This is a genomic window from Niallia sp. Sow4_A1, from assembly GCF_052116745.1.
Taxonomy (GTDB): Bacteria; Bacillota; Bacilli; order Bacillales; family Cytobacillaceae; genus Niallia; species Niallia hominis.
In genome coordinates, this window is the sequence record NZ_JBQKKM010000003.1 from 145081 (window position 1) to 165074 (window position 19994).

26 protein-coding genes are annotated in these 19994 nt (G+C 35.0%); 9 read left to right on the forward strand and 17 right to left on the reverse strand.

Annotated elements, in window-relative coordinates; all coding sequences use genetic code 11:
* Nucleotides 1-109 precede the first annotated feature (109 nt).
* Nucleotides 110-538, reverse strand: coding sequence for a cell wall hydrolase (locus ACTQ5K_RS02935; RefSeq protein WP_031539793.1), 429 nt, complete (start codon nucleotides 536-538; stop codon nucleotides 110-112).
* A gap of 96 nt (nucleotides 539-634) precedes the next feature.
* A complete protein-coding gene (locus ACTQ5K_RS02940) occupies nucleotides 635-763 on the reverse strand; it encodes a hypothetical protein (protein WP_268817968.1) in 129 nt (42 codons plus the stop codon).
* Between the two features lie 144 nt (nucleotides 764-907).
* On the opposite strand from ACTQ5K_RS02940, the gene ACTQ5K_RS02945 reads away from it, so the two are divergent.
* Both ACTQ5K_RS02945 and ACTQ5K_RS02950 read left to right on the forward strand, forming a co-directional pair.
* A complete protein-coding gene (locus tag ACTQ5K_RS02945) occupies nucleotides 908-1483 on the forward strand; it encodes a CBO0543 family protein (protein WP_441993638.1) in 576 nt (191 codons plus the stop codon).
* 74 nt (nucleotides 1484-1557) lie between these two features.
* Nucleotides 1558-1704, forward strand: a complete 147-nt coding sequence (locus tag ACTQ5K_RS02950) for a DUF4021 domain-containing protein (RefSeq protein ID WP_349205516.1) — start codon at nucleotides 1558-1560, stop codon at nucleotides 1702-1704.
* A 47-nt stretch (nucleotides 1705-1751) separates the two neighbouring features.
* On the opposite strand, the gene ACTQ5K_RS02955 is transcribed toward ACTQ5K_RS02950, so the two are convergent.
* The 6 genes from ACTQ5K_RS02955 to ACTQ5K_RS02980 all read right to left on the reverse strand — a co-directional run bounded on the left by ACTQ5K_RS02955 (nucleotide 1752) and on the right by ACTQ5K_RS02980 (nucleotide 7689).
* Complete coding sequence (locus ACTQ5K_RS02955) at nucleotides 1752-2228, reverse strand: (2Fe-2S)-binding protein (protein ID WP_349205517.1); 477 nt, start codon at nucleotides 2226-2228, stop codon at nucleotides 1752-1754.
* Nucleotides 2229-3053, reverse strand: coding sequence for an FAD binding domain-containing protein (locus ACTQ5K_RS02960; RefSeq protein ID WP_251630095.1), 825 nt, complete (start codon nucleotides 3051-3053; stop codon nucleotides 2229-2231).
* Nucleotides 3043-5370: a xanthine dehydrogenase family protein molybdopterin-binding subunit gene (locus ACTQ5K_RS02965; RefSeq protein WP_441993641.1), complete on the reverse strand. Its 2328-nt coding sequence runs from the start codon at nucleotides 5368-5370 to the stop codon at nucleotides 3043-3045. Before ACTQ5K_RS02965 ends, ACTQ5K_RS02960 begins: the two co-directional genes overlap by 11 nt.
* 263 nt (nucleotides 5371-5633) lie before the next feature.
* A complete protein-coding gene (locus tag ACTQ5K_RS02970) occupies nucleotides 5634-6164 on the reverse strand; it encodes a YfiT family bacillithiol transferase (protein WP_251629889.1) in 531 nt (176 codons plus the stop codon).
* 47 nt (nucleotides 6165-6211) lie between these two features.
* Complete coding sequence (locus tag ACTQ5K_RS02975; protein WP_251629892.1) at nucleotides 6212-7060, reverse strand: GNAT family N-acetyltransferase; 849 nt, start codon at nucleotides 7058-7060, stop codon at nucleotides 6212-6214.
* Nucleotides 7061-7107: 47 nt separating this feature from the next.
* Nucleotides 7108-7689 (reverse strand): TIGR00730 family Rossman fold protein, encoded by a 582-nt coding sequence (locus ACTQ5K_RS02980; RefSeq protein WP_251629894.1) that lies wholly within the window; start codon nucleotides 7687-7689, stop codon nucleotides 7108-7110.
* 283 nt (nucleotides 7690-7972) lie between these two features.
* Between ACTQ5K_RS02980 and ACTQ5K_RS02985 the strand changes: the two genes are divergently transcribed.
* The 3 genes from ACTQ5K_RS02985 to ACTQ5K_RS02995 all read left to right on the forward strand — a co-directional run bounded on the left by ACTQ5K_RS02985 (nucleotide 7973) and on the right by ACTQ5K_RS02995 (nucleotide 8888).
* Nucleotides 7973-8128, forward strand: coding sequence for a hypothetical protein (locus ACTQ5K_RS02985; RefSeq protein ID WP_441130868.1), 156 nt, complete (start codon nucleotides 7973-7975; stop codon nucleotides 8126-8128).
* A gap of 238 nt (nucleotides 8129-8366) precedes the next feature.
* Nucleotides 8367-8468 carry a YjcZ family sporulation protein gene (locus ACTQ5K_RS02990; RefSeq protein WP_441993644.1) on the forward strand — a complete coding sequence of 34 codons (102 nt, stop codon included), beginning with the start codon at nucleotides 8367-8369 and terminating at the stop codon, nucleotides 8466-8468.
* Nucleotides 8469-8780: 312 nt separating this feature from the next.
* The gene (locus ACTQ5K_RS02995; protein ID WP_081836718.1) at nucleotides 8781-8888 is read left to right on the forward strand and encodes a YjcZ family sporulation protein; all 108 of its coding nucleotides are present in this window, start codon (nucleotides 8781-8783) and stop codon (nucleotides 8886-8888) included.
* A gap of 120 nt (nucleotides 8889-9008) precedes the next feature.
* Here the strand turns inward: ACTQ5K_RS02995 and ACTQ5K_RS03000 are convergent, their stop codons facing one another.
* Both ACTQ5K_RS03000 and ACTQ5K_RS03005 read right to left on the reverse strand, forming a co-directional pair.
* Complete coding sequence (locus ACTQ5K_RS03000) at nucleotides 9009-9326, reverse strand: CotD family spore coat protein (RefSeq protein ID WP_031539778.1); 318 nt, start codon at nucleotides 9324-9326, stop codon at nucleotides 9009-9011.
* Between the two features lie 358 nt (nucleotides 9327-9684).
* A complete protein-coding gene (locus ACTQ5K_RS03005) occupies nucleotides 9685-9906 on the reverse strand; it encodes a WYL domain-containing protein (protein ID WP_441993647.1) in 222 nt (73 codons plus the stop codon).
* Nucleotides 9907-10346: 440 nt separating this feature from the next.
* On the opposite strand from ACTQ5K_RS03005, the gene ACTQ5K_RS03010 reads away from it, so the two are divergent.
* Nucleotides 10347-10742 carry a ferritin-like domain-containing protein gene (locus ACTQ5K_RS03010; protein ID WP_251629932.1) on the forward strand — a complete coding sequence of 132 codons (396 nt, stop codon included), beginning with the start codon at nucleotides 10347-10349 and terminating at the stop codon, nucleotides 10740-10742.
* Nucleotides 10743-11022: 280 nt separating this feature from the next.
* On the forward strand, nucleotides 11023-11613 hold the full coding sequence (locus ACTQ5K_RS03015; RefSeq protein WP_441993649.1) for a hypothetical protein: 591 nt from the start codon (nucleotides 11023-11025) through the stop codon (nucleotides 11611-11613).
* A gap of 109 nt (nucleotides 11614-11722) precedes the next feature.
* Here the strand turns inward: ACTQ5K_RS03015 and ACTQ5K_RS03020 are convergent, their stop codons facing one another.
* Nucleotides 11723-11845, reverse strand: a complete 123-nt coding sequence (locus ACTQ5K_RS03020; protein WP_268817986.1) for a hypothetical protein — start codon at nucleotides 11843-11845, stop codon at nucleotides 11723-11725.
* Between the two features lie 379 nt (nucleotides 11846-12224).
* Here ACTQ5K_RS03020 and ACTQ5K_RS03025 point away from each other — a divergent pair, with 379 nt between their 5' ends.
* The gene (locus tag ACTQ5K_RS03025; protein ID WP_031538275.1) at nucleotides 12225-12704 is read left to right on the forward strand and encodes a hypothetical protein; all 480 of its coding nucleotides are present in this window, start codon (nucleotides 12225-12227) and stop codon (nucleotides 12702-12704) included.
* 338 nt (nucleotides 12705-13042) lie between these two features.
* On the opposite strand, the gene glnA is transcribed toward ACTQ5K_RS03025, so the two are convergent.
* The 5 genes from glnA to spoVK form a co-directional block, all read right to left on the reverse strand.
* A complete protein-coding gene (gene glnA / locus ACTQ5K_RS03030) occupies nucleotides 13043-14380 on the reverse strand; it encodes a type I glutamate--ammonia ligase (RefSeq protein ID WP_031538274.1) in 1338 nt (445 codons plus the stop codon).
* 33 nt (nucleotides 14381-14413) lie between these two features.
* Nucleotides 14414-14833: a MerR family transcriptional regulator gene (locus ACTQ5K_RS03035; RefSeq protein ID WP_031538273.1), complete on the reverse strand. Its 420-nt coding sequence runs from the start codon at nucleotides 14831-14833 to the stop codon at nucleotides 14414-14416.
* Between the two features lie 111 nt (nucleotides 14834-14944).
* Nucleotides 14945-16213 (reverse strand): methionine gamma-lyase family protein, encoded by a 1269-nt coding sequence (locus tag ACTQ5K_RS03040; RefSeq protein WP_031538272.1) that lies wholly within the window; start codon nucleotides 16211-16213, stop codon nucleotides 14945-14947.
* Nucleotides 16214-17488 (reverse strand): GTPase HflX, encoded by a 1275-nt coding sequence (gene hflX, locus ACTQ5K_RS03045; protein WP_349205069.1) that lies wholly within the window; start codon nucleotides 17486-17488, stop codon nucleotides 16214-16216.
* A 177-nt stretch (nucleotides 17489-17665) separates the two neighbouring features.
* Nucleotides 17666-18619, reverse strand: coding sequence for a stage V sporulation protein K (spoVK, locus tag ACTQ5K_RS03050; RefSeq protein ID WP_349205068.1), 954 nt, complete (start codon nucleotides 18617-18619; stop codon nucleotides 17666-17668).
* Between the two features lie 339 nt (nucleotides 18620-18958).
* Here spoVK and ACTQ5K_RS03055 point away from each other — a divergent pair, with 339 nt between their 5' ends.
* Nucleotides 18959-19573, forward strand: a complete 615-nt coding sequence (locus ACTQ5K_RS03055; protein ID WP_031538269.1) for a Type 1 glutamine amidotransferase-like domain-containing protein — start codon at nucleotides 18959-18961, stop codon at nucleotides 19571-19573.
* A 156-nt stretch (nucleotides 19574-19729) separates the two neighbouring features.
* Here the strand turns inward: ACTQ5K_RS03055 and hfq are convergent, their stop codons facing one another.
* Nucleotides 19730-19969, reverse strand: coding sequence for an RNA chaperone Hfq (gene hfq, locus ACTQ5K_RS03060; protein WP_031538267.1), 240 nt, complete (start codon nucleotides 19967-19969; stop codon nucleotides 19730-19732).
* Between the last annotated feature and the right edge of the window lie 25 nt (nucleotides 19970-19994).

Sequence of the window (19994 nt, forward strand, 5' to 3'; positions counted from 1 at the left end):
TGCTATAAAGCTCAAATTCTTTAAATGAATCGGAATTATAGCTTTTAATAAGCATACAAAAAAGGAGTCCTTTTCACTAAAGAGGACTCCTTTTAACTAATTATTCCATTTAGAATGTATTATAAACATTTTCACATTCTTCTGCTGTTGGTTCATAAAAGCAATGTAGTTTATATCTTCCTACATGTGGTTGATTATACCAGGTATTAGGACAATCACCTGGAGGACGAAAATACCATAAACTATATTTTGCTGGCCAAAAGGATTCTCCGTTTACTACTCTCCTTGCCAATCTTCGTTCACTTTCTCTTGGTCGTTGATAAAAATAGCCTTTTGTTGTTGCTTCAAATGCATGGGCTTGATAAACCATATCATTTACAGTGCGAAGACCTTTGAAATCGGAACAATCTGCTCTCATTCGATTGATCCCTACATTCCCAACTAATAACATGCCTAATTCTCCTTCTCCCTCTGCTTCTGCACGAAGAAGTCTTGCCAATAAGTCAATATCCGCATCAGTAACACGTACGACTGCCATTTAACCACCCCCTACCCTTTCATCATATTTTTCCATACCTTATCCTATTCCTATAGGAAACATTACGATGAAAAGTGACTTTGGTGATGATTTTTGTTAAAAATTGATTAGTTTTTTAAATTCTTTAAATCCAATTATATAGCTCGCTGCAATTAATCCATTAATAAACAAAATATAAAATAATCCAATGATATATACCTTGTATTTTTTCCACTTTTTCTTCATCCCATATCCCCACCTTTAATACTCTCTAACTTCCCCTCATTTGGTAAATTTATGTATACATAAAAAAACTAATAATTTTTTTTTTTTGATTCATACTAATTTAATAAAATCTTCCTTTTTATTACCCATTTAGGAGGAGTAAAAGTGGTGAGATCCATGTACTTTTTTTTATTAAACTTCCCTAGTAATGTAGAAATTGATAAAGAAAAAGAAAAATTATTTCATCTATCCTTTGATCATTGGTTACAGCATGATTTATTTTCTTTTAATTGGTGGATACTTTTCCTATCAACGATTATTCCTTATTTTATTTTTTGGAAAGTAGTAGACAAAAATCGCTTTTTTGAGGTGTTTTCATATGGAATGGTATGTGCCATTTTATGCATGCTCTTAGATATTATGGGCACAGAGATGTTCTTATGGAGCTATCCGGACAAATTACTCCCCATCATTACCCCGCTTATTCCTGCTAATTTGGTCGTAATCCCTATCACCGCTATGCTTGTATATCAATATTTTAGCACGTGGAAAAATTTTTTGTTCGCCACGTTATGCTGGTCCATCCTATTTTCCTATATTATTGAGCCATTATTTATGCTTAGGAAAATGTTCGTATTAGGGGAAAATTGGTCCCATACAAAGTCATTTATTGGCTTTATTGTTCTAGGTATTTTCTTAAAAGCAGTTTTTGAAACCATAAAAAAGCATCTTTCTAGATAAGAATGTTCTATTTATCACATAATATTATTCATTTTCCACAAACTAAGCAATGAATCTTGAAAGGAGAGAAAACGATGAAAGATCCCAATGCGAAAGACACAAAGCAGCAAAACAAATTAGGATTGGATGCAGATGAACAAGAAATGAATGGTTTATATGGAATGGCTGAAACGATGGAAGAAGATGCGTTAAATAGGCAAAATAAGCAGCAAAAAATGTAATTTTCAGCCTCCTGCATACTTCGTTCGCTATGCAGGAGGTATTTTCCTTATCCGTTTCGATTAGCGATGGCTTTTAAAATCGCTTTCTCGATTTCCTCATAACTCGTACAGCGACATATATTGGATTCCAGCCATTCTTTAATCTTTTCTTTATTAAGATTAGCTTCATTAAGGAGGAGTGCATGACCATTCATAATAAATCCTGGTGTACAATAGCCACATTGAAAAGCAAATTCTTCGATAAATATTTGTTGAAGGGGACTATTATTCAGTCCTTCTATCGTAATAATCTCGTTGCCTTGTGCTTCCACTGCGAGCATTAAGCAAGATTTCATCGGCATCCCTTCCATAATTATGGTGCAAGCACCACAATCTCCGTTGAAACAACCTGGCTTCGCACCTGTTAAATAGAGGTCTTCGCGCAATGTAGCAAGTAATGTTTTCGATGAAGGAATAACTACTGAATGGTTTTCCTCGTTTATCCGCAGTTTTACGATTACTAAATTTTGTCTACTTTCCGCCAATTACACTCCCTCCAATCGATCAATTATTTTTTCTAAAAGGTCAGAAAGTACAAATAATCGGTATTCATTTGAACCTTCGACATCGTTAAGGATAGGGGAAGGGAGATGGGCTAATGCTAAATCGATTCGTTCTTCTCTACTCATGCTTTGATTATTTATTATGCGCTCCACTTCAAATGCTCGAAACGGAAAAGGGCATAATCCGCTGATGGCTACTCTAATTTGACCATCCAGCTTTAAGGCAGCTACTGTAATTAATGGATACCCTGTCTCCCACTGCTGTCTCACTTTTATTGCTATATATTCTTGAGTCAAATATCGTTTTTCAATAAAAGCCTGCACCAATAATTCTCCCGTCTGAAGCAATAATTTTCCCTCAAATACATGATGGATAAATTCTGTTCTGATTCCAGACTCATTTGCAAGCACCAACACACTATCTGTTAAAAGGAATGGCAGTACTGCTTCTCGATAAAAGATTTCACCACAAATATTTCCACCAACCGTAATCTTATTTCTTGCTGTTCGATCCGCAATTTCTTTACAAACCATTGTTAATAAGGGAAAATAATTGCTTTCTTCTACTTCTGTCAATGTGATACAGGAACCGATTACAAGGTATTCTTCTTCCATCTGGTGAACATTGCATGCCGCTATTTTGTTTATATCAATTGTGACATCCACATTTAATTGGTTTATTCTTCTTAGCGTAATAATTTCTGTACCGCCCGCATAATAGGCTGGATGTCTATTTTGCGATTTTGTTTCTGTATATATTTGCATTGCCTGTTCCATGGTGGAAGCTTGTTTATATTCAAATGCCATTATGTGCCTCCTTCCATTGTCTCCAAATAGCTTCTGGTGTAAGTGGGAGACTTTTCAATTCAGTGTTTATGGCATGCGAAAGGGCATTTCCTAACGCCGCCGGAATGCCAACCAACCCATGTTCCCCTGCTCCCCTTGCTCCAAATGGTGCCTCTAAGTGAGGTGTTTTTATAATATCGACTTCATATTGCGGATGTTCACCAAATCTTAAAGGTCGATAGGTTCTCAATTGGGGGTTTAGAACTCTACCAATTTCATCAAAATAAAAAGCTTCCCTGCCTGCCCAGGCAATACCCATACTCATGGCTCCTTTTATTTGCCCAAGAGCTGCCTTGTAATTAAGGACTTCTCCTAAATCAACGACCGTAATTGCTTTTAGAATTTTGTACCGAAATGTTTTCCTATCCATTTCAATTTCGATTCCATGTGCTGCTACTGCCCATTCAGGACCAGGATTTCCTGCACCTGTTTCTGGATCTAAATTAGTTAAACCTGTCAGTGTGTAACTACCATTTGCAATGATTTGTCCGCCAATTGAATTTCCATTTGGATAGGTATATCCATACACAATGTCTTTAAATGGCACGAATTGTTTCGGGTTATCTCGTAAGAATACCGTTTCATTCGCTACATCTAAATCATCTTCTGAAACCCTTAAAACAATCGCTCCCATTTTTTTCAGTTTACGAATGGCATCATCTGCTGCAGCCATCACTGCTCTCCCTGCCATTAACGTTCCTCTACTTGCTACTGTCTTCCAATGCTCTGGTACTGTTTGTGTATCAACAGCCATACGCACATGTATTCGATCCACACTCATTTTCATTTGCTCTGCTAAAATTTGTGCTAATACCGTTTTCGTTCCTGTGCCTATTTCGACTAATCCAGACATTAGATTGATACTTCCATCTGAATTAAAGGTGAGCACTACCCCAGAACTAACTGCTGGACCGATTGTTGAGTTTTTCCAGCTACATGAGATTCCTTTTACACGGACCCTATTTTGAGAGATTGCTTCCAATTGACCGTTTTCCCACTCCATTAATTCCCTTAAGCGATCTATGCATTTTTCTACATCTCCTATTTTGCTGCTCGTTAACACTACTTGAGTCGGAGTCGTATCACCTGGATGAATGACATTGATTTTTCTGAAATATAGAGGATCCATATCTATTTTTTTCGCAAGTATATCCATCGCTCTTTCAAAAGCAAAATGGACTTCTCCATGGCTAAATCCTCTGAATGGGGCTGCATAGGGATGGTTTGTATACACACATAAAGCATCACACCAGACATGATCGATTTTATATGGTCCTGTACAATCTACTGCACCTGCCGTACTAAGATGAGGCGATTTATCTGCATATGCTCCGCCATCAAATACATATTTCAATTTTGCAGCAGTCAGCTTGCCTTCCGCTGTACATGCAAGCTGAACCGTCGCTTCTAAGCCAACATGTACTGGGGAAACCGTTAAATCTTCTTCACGCGTATTAAATACACGTACTTTTCTCCCACCAACTGCTTTTGATGCAAGGTATGCAAATATTTCTAAGTGAACAGAAGCTTTTCCACCATAACCTCCACCTACAAATGGCGTTTCTACGACTACTTTTCCTGTTTCCACCTTAAAATCTCTACTGATAATTTTTTTCACCATATAAGGTGCCTGTGAGCTTGTGACAATTCGGACGATTCCGCTTTCTCCAATTTCACACAGTGCTGCTCTTGTTTCCATAGAAGAATGATCAGATATCGGAATAGAAAAATGGGATTCAACTATCACTTCCCCTTCCTTCATTACTGCTTTTACATCTCCTTTTCTAATCTTTGTGTGATTGATAATATTTGTTCCTTCCACAGGATAAATCCCTTCGTCTTTCTTGTAATCGAGTAAATTGTCATGAAGGCGTGGTGCATCTTTCTCTAGTGCTTGTAATGGAGAATTAACAACTGTCAGGGGCTCATATTCGATGTGAATAAGTTGGGCTGCTTTCTTTGCAATGGGGATTGTATCTGCGACAACTAAGGCAATGACTTCTCCATAATATCGAACTTTATTGACAGCAAGTGGAGGTCGATCAATTACTTCTTCTCCTATCAAAGGTAAATTATCTCCAAGGATGATTGCTCTTACCCCTTCTGTCTTTTTGGCTTCAGCTATTTCAATTGAACGAATAGTCGCATGGGCATACGAGCTTTTTACCATCTCCACATGTAATGCATCACTTGCTAAGTAATCTGCTGTATACTTTGCTTTTCCTGTCACTTTTTCAAGGGATTCTTTCCGATAAACACTTTTTCCGATATATGTCACAGTTTCCCTCCTCATTTTCATCGATAAATATTGGAATGAAGTATGTATTCTGGCCAGTAATTTAATTTCATATCTTTCGGATATTAGAAAAACAATTTAAATCTTTTCTTGCAAATCTTTATATGTATATGAGATAAGGAAATAAATTAGAAAAAGTAATTTCAACCATTTTAGTTCTGATAACTTTTACTTAGCCCCTATTTTGAACAAATAAAAAAGGAGGTATAAAATTGTTTCTTATTCTCTCCTTTTTTTTACAGCAACTATTCCGTTTTCCATCCTTTATTTTCACACAGATTCGTAATATGAGCGAGGTGGTGACGACCATGCCATGCGTAATTTCCAATTAATAATCGAACAGATTGAGTACCACTTTCTGGATGTTGGAATTCCTTCTCTAATTCATTTGTCTGAAGCAGAGCTCGAAATAAATGAACCCATCTTGTATGAATATTGAAAAGCAATTGGATGGACACATTTACAGGCATGGAATAGTCGGGAAGCTGTGCCCATAGTCCTTCTTCATATGGTTTAATAATCGGCTTCTGTTCAGTTAAGGCAAGCTTTGTCCGTATATATGCGTTCATATGACTATCTGCTACATGGTGTACTACTTGACGAATTGTCCAGCCGTCTTGTCGATAGGGAGTATCTAACTGTTCCTCTGTCAATAGGGCTATTTTTTTCTCAAGTTTAGATGGATATTCCTCTATTTCTGAAATCCATCTATGTAAAACTTCCTCTGAAATCTGTCTTTCATATTCAAATAAACCAATTGGATACCTTTCATCCACTTCTCATTTCCCCTTTCATCATACAGAAATCGTAAATTAATAGTAAGTTAGTTTTTCTTCTCAAAAAATAGCAAAATAGAATCTTTCATTGGTTCATAGCCAATATCCATGTATATCTTATTGGATGTTGGATTTGTGATATCTGTATAGAGGCTAGTAGATGAATATCCACTCTTTAACAACCGTTCTGAAAGTTCTGCAACACAATTTGTGGCATAGCCTTTTCTTCTATAAGATTCTGGCGTATACACAAAATTAATCGTTATATTATTCTTCGTAGGTCTGCTTGCATTTGCCATACTAACTAACTGATTATCTACTTCCCAGCCAGCAAGTTTCCCACCTTGAATAATCTCCTCTGCACGTATTCCTGCCTGTTCCATTTCTAACGGCTGATTAATGGACTGAGCGAAATCATAAATCCATTGTTGAATTAGCGCCTGATCTCTACTTGTTATCCATCTGAAATGACCAACATTAGATGGTTTCTTTTTCACTTCATTTAGTTGATAGATACGTTGATCCATCCCCAGTACAACGTTTACTTGACGTAATGCAGCAATATGTTGAGCCAGCTCTTGCACAATTGCTTTCTCGCCAATGAAACCAGGAATTTCTTCTATATTTTCATGAATTAATTTACTTACTAACGGTAGCTCCAATGGAGTCATCCCTGGAAAAATAGAGACGATTATTTGTTTTGGATGTGTCTGAAACAGCATAAGAATTGGTTGTTCATCCTTATAAACCCCAGCCATAATGATAGGCTTAATCATCTTATTTATATTCATTAAGATTCCTAGTGGCAAGCCATTAACTGCTTCTTCTTTTTCTAAAAGTGGCAGCATCACCCGCTTGAAATCATTTACGTCATAAAACTTTTGAACAAGTAACACCACAATTCTCCTCCAAACCCCAAGTAATTTTTATGTATGAAAGAAGCTTAAGACTGACTCACCTGAATAAATGTTTTTATTCCAGGGGGAGTATAGGTCGAGAATTTATCAAGCAATTGTGCTGGATTAGAATCGATTATCGCAATGTTCCGATACTGTTCTTGTAAAAATTCCGCATTGGCCATATGATTAATTAATCCAACTAGGGGATCATAATAATGATTGATATTAAGAATCCCTAAAGGTTTTTTATGTAAACCAAGCTGTGCCCAAGTAAAGATTTCAAAAAACTCTTCCATTGTGCCCGCACCGCCTGGAAGTGTAATAAACCCATCAGCTAGCTCTGTCATTTTTGCCTTTCTTTCATGCATGGATTTTACGACAATTAATTCACTTAAATGTGGATGAGCTATTTCTTTTTCTTGAAGAAAATCAGGGAGTACGCCAAATACCTTGCCACCCTCTTCCACCATACTATCAGCAAGAGCTCCCATTAACCCAATGCATGAACCGCCATATACAAGCTCTAAATCACGTCTCGCCAATTCTTTTCCTAGTGCAATGGCTTCTTCGATATAAATTTTAGATGCTCCTGTACTTGAACCACAGAATACAGCAATTCTTTTCATATTGATTCCTCCATTTTATAAAATTCAGAGAATTTTTTTATTACTTTTTACTAGCAAATAAGTATAAAACACCGAGTTTAATGGAAAAATTTTCTCCCTCCTTCTATTTTAACTGGAATAGAATAAGAAAAGAAATAGTGTTTGCCTTATTTCAATCACAATTTATTGAATTTTTTTTGATAATTATTAATTAAATTTTTTAAAAAATAGGTTTAAGAGTTTTAATTAGCGGGTATCTGAAAGAAAAACAATATAAGTACACCTAATATCAAGGAGGATTAAAATGTCAGGAAACGTATTGTATAAAGGCAAAGTCTTTAAAATTTTATTTTGCTATGATACTGGTTATTGTGAAATTAGGGATATTTATAATGTATTTAAGGTAGAGCTTGTTCATAATTCTCAACTTACCATATTAGAAGATGTTTGCACTCATTAGTCATATCCTTTTAGCTTTTTGTCATTTTAAATGACAACTCATTTTCAAAAATTATGTAAGCGTTATTCTTCTTTTTATTTCTTATGGTATTCATGCACGCCTTCATACAATGACTATAACATTTTATATACTTATTTCTTTATTTAGACCTTTTTTGTACATATTATAATGAACTTGTCCACACCATCTAGTATCACTTCCATATTATATAGTAAATCTATAGTTGGAGGTGACTAGTATGTCTGAATATGGAGGCGGATTTGGAAGCAACTTTGCATTAATCGTAGTATTATTTATTTTATTAGTTATTATCGGTGCATCTTATATAGGAGGTTATTAATCTTCTGTATGAAAGTGTCTCAAAATGTTGGTACTCATTGACAGATTATCTATTACTATTTAATAGATAGTGTCCTTGAAATTCCTTAATTTGAGGCACTTTTTCTATTTACTTTCCATTAAGCTGTTTTCGAAAAAGATTGTCCCCCTGTCTCCAATTTAATATATATTATCATTACACCAACCGTAAGCCATTTATGTTCAAAAGTCTCTAATCAAATAGCCTTTTATTCTCCTCGTTAGTTACTTGTCCATTCCCTTTCAATCTTTCGTACATAAGATATGGTGTAACATGTAGAAGGAGGTGGCATATATGTCAGACTGTTATAGCGGTGGAGGTTACAACAATAACTTTGCTTTATTAGTTGTGTTATTCATTTTGTTAATCATCATTGGCGCTTCCTATTGGGGAGGATATTAATCTCGTTAAAAGAAGGCACTTTTGTGCTTTCTTTTTTTCATAAAATATCATCCTTTTAATTATACATATAGCATACGAAAAGGTACCCTGGTTTATTGGGGTACCTTTTCTTTCATAGTATTAGAAGAAGTTTCTTCTCGGTCTGCAATTATTTGGATTATTTACATCAGTACCACAATCGAAGTCTTCAACAACTGTTTCGTTCACTTGTCTTTCTGTTACTGGAAAATAATTTTCATTACGAATTACCGTTCTATTTACATTAATTACTTCTGTTGGGTGAATATTACGAATTCTTTTTTCATTTGTTGTTGTTCGAACAACTGTTTGAGTAGGATGAACGATATCTCTCACTGGAGAAACGCAATTTCGACATTTTTTCCCATGATTATTATTACTAGAACCTAACACATTATTATTATTATTATGGCGACCCATTTCTTTCGCTCCTTTCTATTATCAATTTCACTTACAATATATTGTATGAAAGGAAAAAGAGCTTGTCCGAGCTTTTACACTAATCTTTATTAAAATATGCTGAAGGACTAAGAGGAATGTCTAGCGGCACAGAAGTGGAATATTATTTTTCTAGATTTACACATAGAAAGATGTTTAATAAATAATTCTAACTAGCGCATAAGAAACCTTACTAAATTGCTGATTTTCTTACATTTTATTTAGGAATACTTCACCTTTTACATTAACATCTTTCTATTAATGCCTATATCTTTTTAAGAATAGAAGTTCTTATAAATCGGGATTAATAAACAGCTCTTCTCCAAAAAGAAAAGCTTTTTTATGCAAACAATTTAAATGACTTCGATTTAAAGGAGACAGCTAGGATGGAATCCACTTTAAAAATGCGTGGCTGCTTCTTCCTTAAACAAAACGCCTTAATGTATGTGTCTGTTACTCTATACACAAGAACCGTTCGCTGGGATATAGAGTCATCTTTTTTCACATAAACAATCTCTATAGGTCTTTTTTCTTTCCACGCTTTATCTAATTGTTTTATCATCCTAAGCTCCCTCCTTTAAAACACATTATATAAGAACATTCGTTCGAAAACAAGTTTTTTCGAACGAATGTTCTTATATTTATAAAAAAGGATTGCCTTTTGTCAATTTGGTAACTGTCTGTTTAATTTTATTAAAATTCATAGCTATATGCTAACTGCATTTTCACTAATTCGCCACCCAATTTAATCAAGACAACTATCTATTGTTTTTTTTTGGAATAGGATAAATCAAAAACAAAGGAGTATCGATTATGCACCCCTCCAATACAACTGGACTAGATGCGGCAATCTATCAAATCTATGCTGCGCCTTACCACGGTCCATGGAATCAACTTTTACATCATTATGTTCATAACAGTCACAGAATCTATCGGAGTAAACAATTGCCATATGATCCACATGCTAATTACCATTATCTTAATTCGAATGTACCATTACACATGAGGCAAACAGATTTACTTTCCAAAATCTCCAATGCAATTGATGGGGAATACTCTGCAATTGCTTGTTATCAAAAACTAAAGAATCTAGCTCCCACAAAAAAAGAAAAAACAGTGATTAATGAAATTAGAAAAGATGAAATCAGCCATTTCAATACCTTTTCCAATTTATATACTCAATTAACTGGTAAAAAACATACACCTCATATTTCTGAACACTGTCCAGATGACTACAGTAAAGGGATAGATTTTGCATTTAATGATGAACAACAAACGGTAGATATGTATTTAGATATTGCCTACCAAACCGATAACATTAAATTAAGAGATGAGTTTTTAAGAGCTGTCCATGATGAACAAAATCATGCAGTTTGGTTTTTATATTTTATGAAATAAAAGAACAAGACAACAGAATTTATTGAACGTAGATAGGAATATAGTCTGTTTTTATAAAAGTAAAAATAACTCATATTAATAAATAGTGATATTCTCTTTTTATTAATATGAGTTACCTAATTATGTAATTAGTGTTTTGTTAAAAATAGTACAATTTACCAAAGGCTAATTGTTTCACTGTTAACTCTTCCCCCCTATGCAAGTCCTTTTCTAAACTGAAAAAATTTTTTGTAATTAGACTACCTCTAGTTATAATAGCTTTAATTAGGAGGTGTATCCATTGATTAAATTATTTAGAAAACGATGGATGCTTTTTGAACAAGTGGTGAAACCGTATAAGCCCTTTGTGACAGTTGAGTATGGTGTTATTCCAGTTCCTGTTGATGATATTATCGGGCTATCCTTACCAGTTAGCAAAATTAGAAATAGCGAAAAAATGAAAGAGCTTCGAGTCTCTGTAAAACAAAAAGGTGGGATAGATGATGACTCTGAAAATTTACATTTATATCGACTACCTGACAGAAAATATACGGTAGCTTCTGGTGGTAATCACCGCATATTTTTATCGCATCAAATAGACATACAAAAGATTAACGCGATGGTTTCCCTTTTAATTCCAGAAAGCTACATACCCGAGAATATAAAAGCCAAAATAAAAGATTATGAGGATAAAGAGAAGACATACCAAATAGAAGTGGAAAAGATCCGCGAATCCTTGGAAGCCCTTGGAGAAATTCGCAAAAACGTAAAAGATGAATTTACTTATAAGAACTTTTGTAATCTAAGAGATGAAATGTATAATAAACGTCAATATCTCCTTCTTAAATTAGCCAAATTTTTAAACTTGGTACCCCATGAAGCAACAGAGTAATCGATATTACCTAATAGAAAATCTGTTCCTATTTATGTAGTAAAACAAAGAAGACTGCAAAATATCCAATCGAATATCTTTGCAGCCTCTTTTCCCTTTTCATTATACATTAAGCTTTTCCTGTTGAAGGAAGTGTTTTTCCTTCTTCACCAATAGTTAAATGAACATCTTTATTAAAATCTATATTTAAAATTGTAATAGTTAAATCGAGACCAAAAATTGTAATTAGCATAAAAGTCACCACCTTTATTAAAAAATGCATCTAAGCAATCATCTTATTAATAAAAAGTAAAAATAATTGCTTGTCCTTCCAATATAAGATATGAAAAATTTAAACTATTGATTGTGTAGATAAATAATTGTTATTCCCTTTACTACTCTCCCAATTTTTTCTCTTTCCCTTCAAACTAAAAGAATATTGTTACACATTCTTCTTTCAGACTTTCCCCTTTTCTCATAACATTACTTATGGCTCTCTGAACCGAAATCCATTTTTACAAATCCTATTTCTTAATGAAGATTCAAATTCCATTAATTTTTCACCTTTCTAGGTATAAAAGGTGGTCTTATAAAGAAGAATACCTATTAATTACTTCAGAAGGAGAAAAATTATGTTTGTATTACTAACGAGAATACTCATTGTTTTCATTTCATGGTGCGGATTTTTTGTAATTCCTAAAAAATCTATCTTTAAGTTTTTACCAGTTACTCTGTTTTCAACTATTTTTTTATTAGTGGAAACATTACTCTCCATGGAATTTAAATGGTGGAAAGTAAAAGGTGGGATAAAAGGGAAAATTAATAATGCCTTTACATTTATTTTCGGTCCTTATTTTGTCGGAAATATCATCATTTTTCATTTCACCTATAAAAAATTTTGGCTATATGCCCTCCTAAATGGCATTATGGATTATTTACTAGCATATCCACTCAATAGCTTTTTTGAAAAACATAATTTTTATAAGCTCAAAAAGGTAAATAGTCTTTTTCTTTTCCTATCTGCCTATCTATATGCAATGCTAAATTATGGATTTCAAAAAATAATCGATAAAAATGAGCCAAATAATGAGCTCAACAACAGACCAATATAAGAAAATTCAAATTATGGTGATACAGGAACTGTATTAGCATAATTTTTTTGTTAGGATTAGTATAAAACAATTGTCACATAAATTAATTCTTCTACTGGATCTTAGTTGCAAAAAAGGTTTCAAAAAATGTTAGTAATGGATTCAGGAGTTAGTATGAAGTTTAGACAGGATTGATTATGTCAAGGAAGCATAGCCGACTAAGAAAATGATGATTTTTTTCTATATTTTTTTAATATTTCCAGGTGTAAGGTGGGCATCATTTCATTTATTTTTTGACTTACCCTTACTCCCACAAAAGAAAAAAGCCCCGGCACCTACAGCGCCAAGGCTTCTACTTCTTAATACATTTCCATGTATTGATCTCTCTCCCAAGGATGGACTTGGGTGCGGAACATGTCCCATTCAATCTCTTTTGCCTCAACAAAGTGAACAAGGATGTGCTCGCCTAGTGCGTCGATCATTGTTTCATTTTGTTTTAATTCTTCTAATGCATGGGCTAGGGTTGATGGTAAGTCAACAATGCCTTCTGCAATTCTTTCTTCTTTGCTCATGATGTAGATATTTCTATCTACAGGAGCTGGAGGAGTCAATTGGTTGGCAATTCCGTCAAGTCCTGCTTTAAGTAAAGCTGCCATAGCTAAGTATGGATTTGCTGCTGGGTCCACGCTACGTACTTCTACACGAGTGCTTAGGCCACGTGATGCTGGAATACGCATTAATGGGGAACGATTTCGAGCAGACCATGCTACATAGCAAGGTGCCTCATAGCCAGGAACTAGGCGTTTATATGAGTTTACAGTCGGGTTAGTAATAGCTGTAAAGCTAGTAGCATGCTTACCGATGCCGGCAATAAATTGAAGTGCTGTATCGCTTAATTCTAACTCACCTTTTGGATCGTAGAAAACATTCTCGCCGTTTTTGAATAAGGAAAGGTTGCAGTGCATCCCTGATCCGTTCACGCCAAATAATGGTTTTGGCATAAATGTTGCATGTAGACCATGCTTACGAGCAATTGTTTTTACTACTAATTTGAATGTTTGAATTTGGTCACATGCTGTAATTGCATCTGCATATTTAAAATCAATTTCATGCTGACCAGGTGCTACTTCATGGTGAGAAGCTTCAATTTCAAAGCCCATTTCTTCTAATTCTAATACGATATCACGACGACAGTTTTCCCCTAAATCTGTAGGTGCTAAATCAAAGTAACCACCATTATCGTTAAGTTCTAGAGATGGTGCGCCTTTTTCATCCAATTTGAATAAGAAAAATTCTGGCTCAGGTCCAAGATTAAAGTCAGTGAATCCTAAGTCTTCCATCTCTTTTAATATTCTTCTTAGATTATTACGAGGATCGCCTTCAAATGGTGTTCCATCTGGGTTGTAGATATCACAAATCAAACGTGCAACTTTCCCTTTTTCAGCTGTCCAAGGGAAAACGACCCAAGTATTTAGATCAGGATATAGATACATATCTGATTCTTCAATACGAACAAATCCTTCGATTGAGGAACCATCAAACATCATTTTGTTATCCAATGCCTTATCTAGCTGGCTGATTGGAATCTCCACATTCTTGATTGTTCCTAAGATATCCGTAAATTGTAAGCGGATAAATTTTACGTTACTTTCACTTGCAAACTTTCTAATGTCATCTTTAGTGTAATTTTTAGCCACGACTATTCCTCCACTCCCTACTTTTCTTCTTATCTATTTTTGAAAATAACGAGACATGTCTCCTTGTCTCATAGAGGGACGATGAGTATTATTAAAGCGACCTGCATTTAATAATTCTTTGCGCAATAATTTGCGTAAATCCTCATCCGATAATTCTCTGCGTGCTTTTTCTGCTTCTTTCTTCACTTCATCTGTCAGCACTTGTTTTTCTTGAACAGAGAAAATTTGTTTAATTCCAGCAAGGTTTACTCCTTGATCAATTAGATCTTTAATCTCCAATAATTTATCAATATCCGATAATGAAAAAAGTCTTCTATTGCCATCTGATCTTGCTGGAGCCACTAATTCGTGTTCTTCATAGTAACGAATTTGTCGAGCAGACAGCTCTGTTAATTGCATGACAATACTTATTGGAAAAAGAGGCATCGATCGACGAATTTGACTACCAGACATAGCATTCGGCTCCTTTAAATTGATTTAATCCACCTTCATTATATGATTGGGAAAAAAAGATGTCAACTAATGTTACAAATTCTTCCCAATTCATGTGACTGATTACTATATTCAAATAGTAATCAGTTTTTGTTCTAGTAATCGGTTAATCGCGATACATATCGCAATTTTCACATGGGAATAGGTTAATCCCCCTTGTACGTAAGCTACATATGGTGGTCGGATTGGACCATCTGCTGTTAATTCGATGCTTGCCCCTTGAATAAACGTTCCTGCTGCCATAATAACATCATCTTCATAACCTGGCATGTAATTTGGATATGCCGTCACATGGGAGTTTATTGGCGATGCATATTGAATGGCTTGGCAAAAAGCAATCATTTTGTCTTTATCATCAAACTGAACAGACTGAATAAGGTCTGTTCTCTTTGTATTCCAGCTAGGAGAGGAATTCATTCCTAATCGCTCTAGCATTGCTGCTGTGAAAATAGCTCCTTTTAAGCTTTGTCCAACAACATGTGGAGCAAGGAAAAAACCTTGGTACATTTCTTGAAGGCTATAAAGAGAAGCACCCGCTTCAGCTCCGATTCCAGGGGAAGTCATTCGATAAGAACATGCTTTTACAAACTCCTCTTTCCCAACAATATATCCACCCGTTTTCGCTATTCCGCCACCTGGATTTTTAATTAACGATCCAGCCATTAAATCTGCACCAACATGGCATGGCTCGAGATCTTCTACGAACTCTCCATAGCAATTATCAACAAATACAACGACATCTTCTTTAATCTCTTTTACAAAGGCAATCATTTTCTCAATCTCCGCAATTGGAAAAGAAGGTCTTGTTGCATACCCTTTGGAGCGTTGTATGCCAATCATTTTTGTATTTGCATGAATGGATGTAGCAATTTTTTCATAATCAGGCTGCCCGTTTGGAAGCAATTCCACACTGTTATAGCCAATATTAAACTCACGTAGAGATCCTATGCCTTCGCCTCTAATTCCTACGATTTCTTCTAATGTATCATATGGTTTACCTGTAATATACAGAAGTTCATCGCCAGGCCGCAAGATCCCAAACAGCGCTGTGCTAATAGCATGTGTTCCAGAAATAATTTGTGGTCGCACCAAACCAGCTTCCCCACCAAATACTTCTGCATAAATGCTTTCTAACGTGTCACGGCCATTATCATCATATCCATAGCCAGTTGATGGGATAAAGTGGGATTCACTTACCCGGTGATTTTGAAAGCTTGATAAGACACGAAATTGATTGGTATCGATTCTTTTATCAATAGCTTGATGGACTTCTTTAATTTGTTCTTCCACTTCATTTACTAACGTTTCTAGCTGTGTTCCATATGTTAACTGCTTATACATCTATTTCTCCCATTCCTCTACTTCTATCGGCTTTTTATATTTTAAAATAGCATGTTCTTTTAAGGCATACCCTTTACATAAATAGGTTTGTGTTTCTTCATCAAAAATTAAGCTCCGAAGTACTGTCTCATTTTTAAGCTGTGACAATAATTTACCATTATTGCTTTCAACCGTTGTTTCATAATATTCCATGTTTTCAATCATGATTTGTTCAATCGTTTGCTTCAGCTTTTCCCTGTCTTCCTTATCAAAAGCGCTAATTAAAATGCTTTCTGTCTTTGATGTTGGCACAAATTTCGAATGCACCAAATCTTTTTTATTATAGACAGTTAAATGTGGAATCGCAGGTATTTCCAAATCTTCTAGTAATTTATGTACTGTTTCCTCATGCTGATAATATTCCTCATTTGAGCTATCCACAATATGAAGCAATAAGTCTGCTTCGCGTACCTCTTCTAAGGTAGACCGGAATGCGGCAACTAATGTTGTTGGCAAATCTTGAATAAATCCTACTGTATCCGTAATAAGTGCCGAAAAGCCACTTGGCAAAATCAATTTTCTAGTCATTGGATCTAATGTTGCAAACAAGATATCTTCTTCAAATGAATCTGCTTCTGAGAGACGATTAAACAAAGTAGATTTTCCTGCGTTCGTATAACCAACTAATGCGATTTGGAAGGCTCTATTTTTCTTCCGTCTTTCACGATAGCGATCTCTATGTTCGACAATAACGCTTAATTGGCTTTTAATATCATCAATTCTTCGTCTAATATGTCTTCGATCTGACTCAAGCTTCGTTTCACCAGGCCCTCTTGTCCCAATCCCTGCGCCAAGTCTGGATAATTGGAGACCTTGTCCACCTAATCGCGGCAAAAGGTATTGCAATTGGGCTAGCTCTACTTGAAGCTTCCCTTCTTTTGATCTTGCCCTCGATGCAAATATATCTAGAATAAGCTGGGTGCGGTCAATGATTCTTGCATCCAAATTCTTTGATACATTGCGAACCTGACTTGGTGATAATTCATCATTAAAAATGATTAAGTCTGCTTCTAATTCTTCTGCAAGAGTTTCTAATTCTTCTACTTTCCCTTTGCCAATATAGGTAGAAGGATGAATTCTTTCTCGCATTTGCGTTAATGTTGCAACTACTTGTCCATTCGCTGTTTTCGTTAAATTTGCAAGTTCTTCCATTGAATATTCAAATCTGGCAGCGTCATTTTGTGTTTCACAACCAACCAGGATTACTTTTTCTTTATCAACTTTGGTTTCTTTCAACTATGTAACCCTTCTTTCCATGCCGAACTTCATCTATTATAGCAAACAAAATCCAATTCATCTATTTGCTCTTTATAAGATTACCCAAATTATAACGAAGTAAAAATGAATTTGAAAAAGAATGTAAAAAAGCTATTCCAAAAAGTAAACAACTCTTTTAAGAATAGCCTATAAACCTTATTTTTCATTAGAGTCTAACAGTAAATCATTACTTCTTATTGTCATTAGTTCGTATTTATCATAATTACTTTGCATTAATAAGCGCATGGCTTGGGCTCTTATCGATTTCTCGATGATATTGCGGATGTATCGACCATTTGAAAAGCTTTTTGGATGCTGGATATTTCGTACATAGGAAAGATGTTCTTTTAGTTTTTTTTCCGCCTCATGGCTTAATGCATATTCTCTTTCTTTTAGCATACGATCTGCAATCTCCATTAGCTGATCGGTGGTATAATCAGGAAAGTCAATGACAAGGGGGAACCTAGAGTGGAGACCAGGGTTTAAGGATAGAAAAAAATCCATTTCCCTTGAATAGCCTGCCAATATTAAAATAAAGTCATGCTGTTTATCTTCCATATGCTTTACTAATGTATCGATTGCTTCTTTTCCAAAATCCTTCTCTCCGCCTCGCCCTAGCGAATAGGCCTCATCAATAAATAAAATTCCTCCCATTGCTTTTTTTACAAGATCCCTTGTTTTCTGGGCTGTATGTCCGATATATTCGCCAACTAAATCAGCACGCTCTGCTTCAATTAAATGACCTTTTGATAAGACATTCATTTTTTGAAAAAGCTTGCCAATTAGCCTTGCAACCGTTGTTTTCCCTGTACCTGGATTGCCTTTAAACATCATATGCAGTGCCTGTTTCCCCGTTTTCAGACCATTTTCTTCTCGCTTTTTATTGACATAAATCCATGCGTATATCTCTTTTATCATTTTTTTCATTTCATCCATGCCTACAAGGCTTCCTAATTCAGCCTCAATTTCCCTAAGTGCTTCGTGTTCACTTGGAACAGTTCTTTTGATTGACTCAGCTTCTGGCTTTTCCTTTGGAAGAACCTTCTTTTTCTGTGAATTGATTACTACGCTGATCTGTCCATTATTCTTCATCCGGATTGGATGCTCCAAAAGCCACACCTCCTCTTAAAACAAAACGCTAAAAATCTCGCCCATCAAAAGCTTCATTTATGAATTTTTTAAGTATTTTAATCTATTCATACTGTTTGCCACTATTCCCCATTGTTAATGTATATTCAGAACCTCTTCTATTCATTAAACTATTTTAGATTATTTTTTTATCCCCATACAAAGCCTAGTCTGTAACAAGAAATAATCCTATTTTAAACGAATATTTTAGTTGGGTGGATTGGTAAGATAAACCTTAATTTATTTGCTCTTCATGGTAAAATAGAGGGAATTATTTTTAATATTCAAAGATTTATTTTGTATCATAGGGGGGATATAGAAATGGCTAGTATTTTTTTAACTTCAAATGGCTTTTTTACAGAAACAATAAAAGGTGAGTTTTTAGCCACACTTAAAAAACAAAGGATAAATCCGAAAGCTGTCATTATTACTACGGCCTCCACACTTAAAGAAAAAAATAGACTTGCCCTTAAAACGAAAAATGATTTTTTCGAAATGGACATAAAGCATGTCGATTTTATTGATGTTGAAGTGGAAAAGGGAGAAAGACTAAAGGAGTATAATATCATTTATATTAATGGTGGAAACCCCTTTCGCTTACTATATTTTATGAAAAAAAGCGGCGCTGACTTGATATTAAGATCATTGTCAAAACAAAATACTATCTTAATAGGAGCAAGTGCTGGTGCGGTTATTTTAGGACCTTCAATCGATGTTGTCCAGCATTTTTCTCCAGAGTTGAATGAGATAGGCTTGAATGACTATACAGCATTATCGTTAACAGATATCGCTATTTTTCCACATTATGATCGAGAAGATGTTTTTAAAGAAGACACTGGGAAGAGCATAGAGGATCGCTTAAGTGAATTTGAAGAATGGAATAATATCTCAGTAACGAGATTAAAGGACGACCAATACATCCTAATAAATAGATAAATTCGAATAATGCGCACACAAAAAAAGCTTGAGGATAATTCCCCAAGCTTTTTTTGTGTGCTACCTTAAATTGCTATGTACCAGTATCCCCGGACAGCTAATCTCCCACTTATCTCGAGAGCGCCTTAAAGTGAGATTAAACACCGATTAGCCACGTTATTGAACTTGTGTACCTTCTAAATCAATTTGTACATTTTTTTGTGGAGCAAATGTAGAAATCGCATGCTTATAAACGAGCTGTTGCTTTCCTTCTGATTCAAATAATACGGTGAAATTATCGAAACCTTTTATAAATCCACGTATTTGGAATCCGTTTAATAAGAATACCGTTACGTTTGTGCCGTCTTTACGCAGTTGATTTAAAAATTGATCTTGAATGTTAACTGATTGCTTCATGAAAATCCTCCTCTTTTCTCTCTAC

Excerpts from the sequence above, each read along its gene's own strand:
- ACTQ5K_RS02990 (WP_441993644.1), top strand. The coding sequence starts at position 8,367 with ATGTCTGAATATGGAGGCGGATTTGGAAGCAACTTTGCATTAATCGTA.
- ACTQ5K_RS03040 (WP_031538272.1), bottom strand. The coding sequence starts at position 16,213 with ATGTATAAGCAGTTAACATATGGAACACAGCTAGAAACGTTAGTAAAT.
- ACTQ5K_RS02985 (WP_441130868.1), top strand. The coding sequence starts at position 7,973 with ATGTCAGGAAACGTATTGTATAAAGGCAAAGTCTTTAAAATTTTATTT.
- ACTQ5K_RS03020 (WP_268817986.1), bottom strand. The coding sequence starts at position 11,845 with ATGCTAATTACAATTTTTGGTCTCGATTTAACTATTACAATTTTAAAT.
- ACTQ5K_RS03000 (WP_031539778.1), bottom strand. The coding sequence starts at position 9,326 with ATGGGTCGCCATAATAATAATAATAATGTGTTAGGTTCTAGTAATAAT.
- ACTQ5K_RS02960 (WP_251630095.1), bottom strand. The coding sequence starts at position 3,053 with ATGGCATTTGAATATAAACAAGCTTCCACCATGGAACAGGCAATGCAA.
- hfq (WP_031538267.1), bottom strand. The coding sequence starts at position 19,969 with ATGAAGCAATCAGTTAACATTCAAGATCAATTTTTAAATCAACTGCGT.
- ACTQ5K_RS02935 (WP_031539793.1), bottom strand. The coding sequence starts at position 538 with ATGGCAGTCGTACGTGTTACTGATGCGGATATTGACTTATTGGCAAGA.
- ACTQ5K_RS02950 (WP_349205516.1), top strand. The coding sequence starts at position 1,558 with ATGAAAGATCCCAATGCGAAAGACACAAAGCAGCAAAACAAATTAGGA.
- ACTQ5K_RS02980 (WP_251629894.1), bottom strand. The coding sequence starts at position 7,689 with ATGAAAAGAATTGCTGTATTCTGTGGTTCAAGTACAGGAGCATCTAAA.
- ACTQ5K_RS03025 (WP_031538275.1), top strand. The coding sequence starts at position 12,225 with ATGTTTGTATTACTAACGAGAATACTCATTGTTTTCATTTCATGGTGC.
- ACTQ5K_RS03055 (WP_031538269.1), top strand. The coding sequence starts at position 18,959 with ATGGCTAGTATTTTTTTAACTTCAAATGGCTTTTTTACAGAAACAATA.
- ACTQ5K_RS02940 (WP_268817968.1), bottom strand. The coding sequence starts at position 763 with ATGAAGAAAAAGTGGAAAAAATACAAGGTATATATCATTGGATTATTT.
- ACTQ5K_RS03010 (WP_251629932.1), top strand. The coding sequence starts at position 10,347 with ATGAGGCAAACAGATTTACTTTCCAAAATCTCCAATGCAATTGATGGG.
- ACTQ5K_RS02995 (WP_081836718.1), top strand. The coding sequence starts at position 8,781 with ATGTCAGACTGTTATAGCGGTGGAGGTTACAACAATAACTTTGCTTTA.
- ACTQ5K_RS03035 (WP_031538273.1), bottom strand. The coding sequence starts at position 14,833 with ATGTCTGGTAGTCAAATTCGTCGATCGATGCCTCTTTTTCCAATAAGT.
- ACTQ5K_RS03005 (WP_441993647.1), bottom strand. The coding sequence starts at position 9,906 with ATGATAAAACAATTAGATAAAGCGTGGAAAGAAAAAAGACCTATAGAG.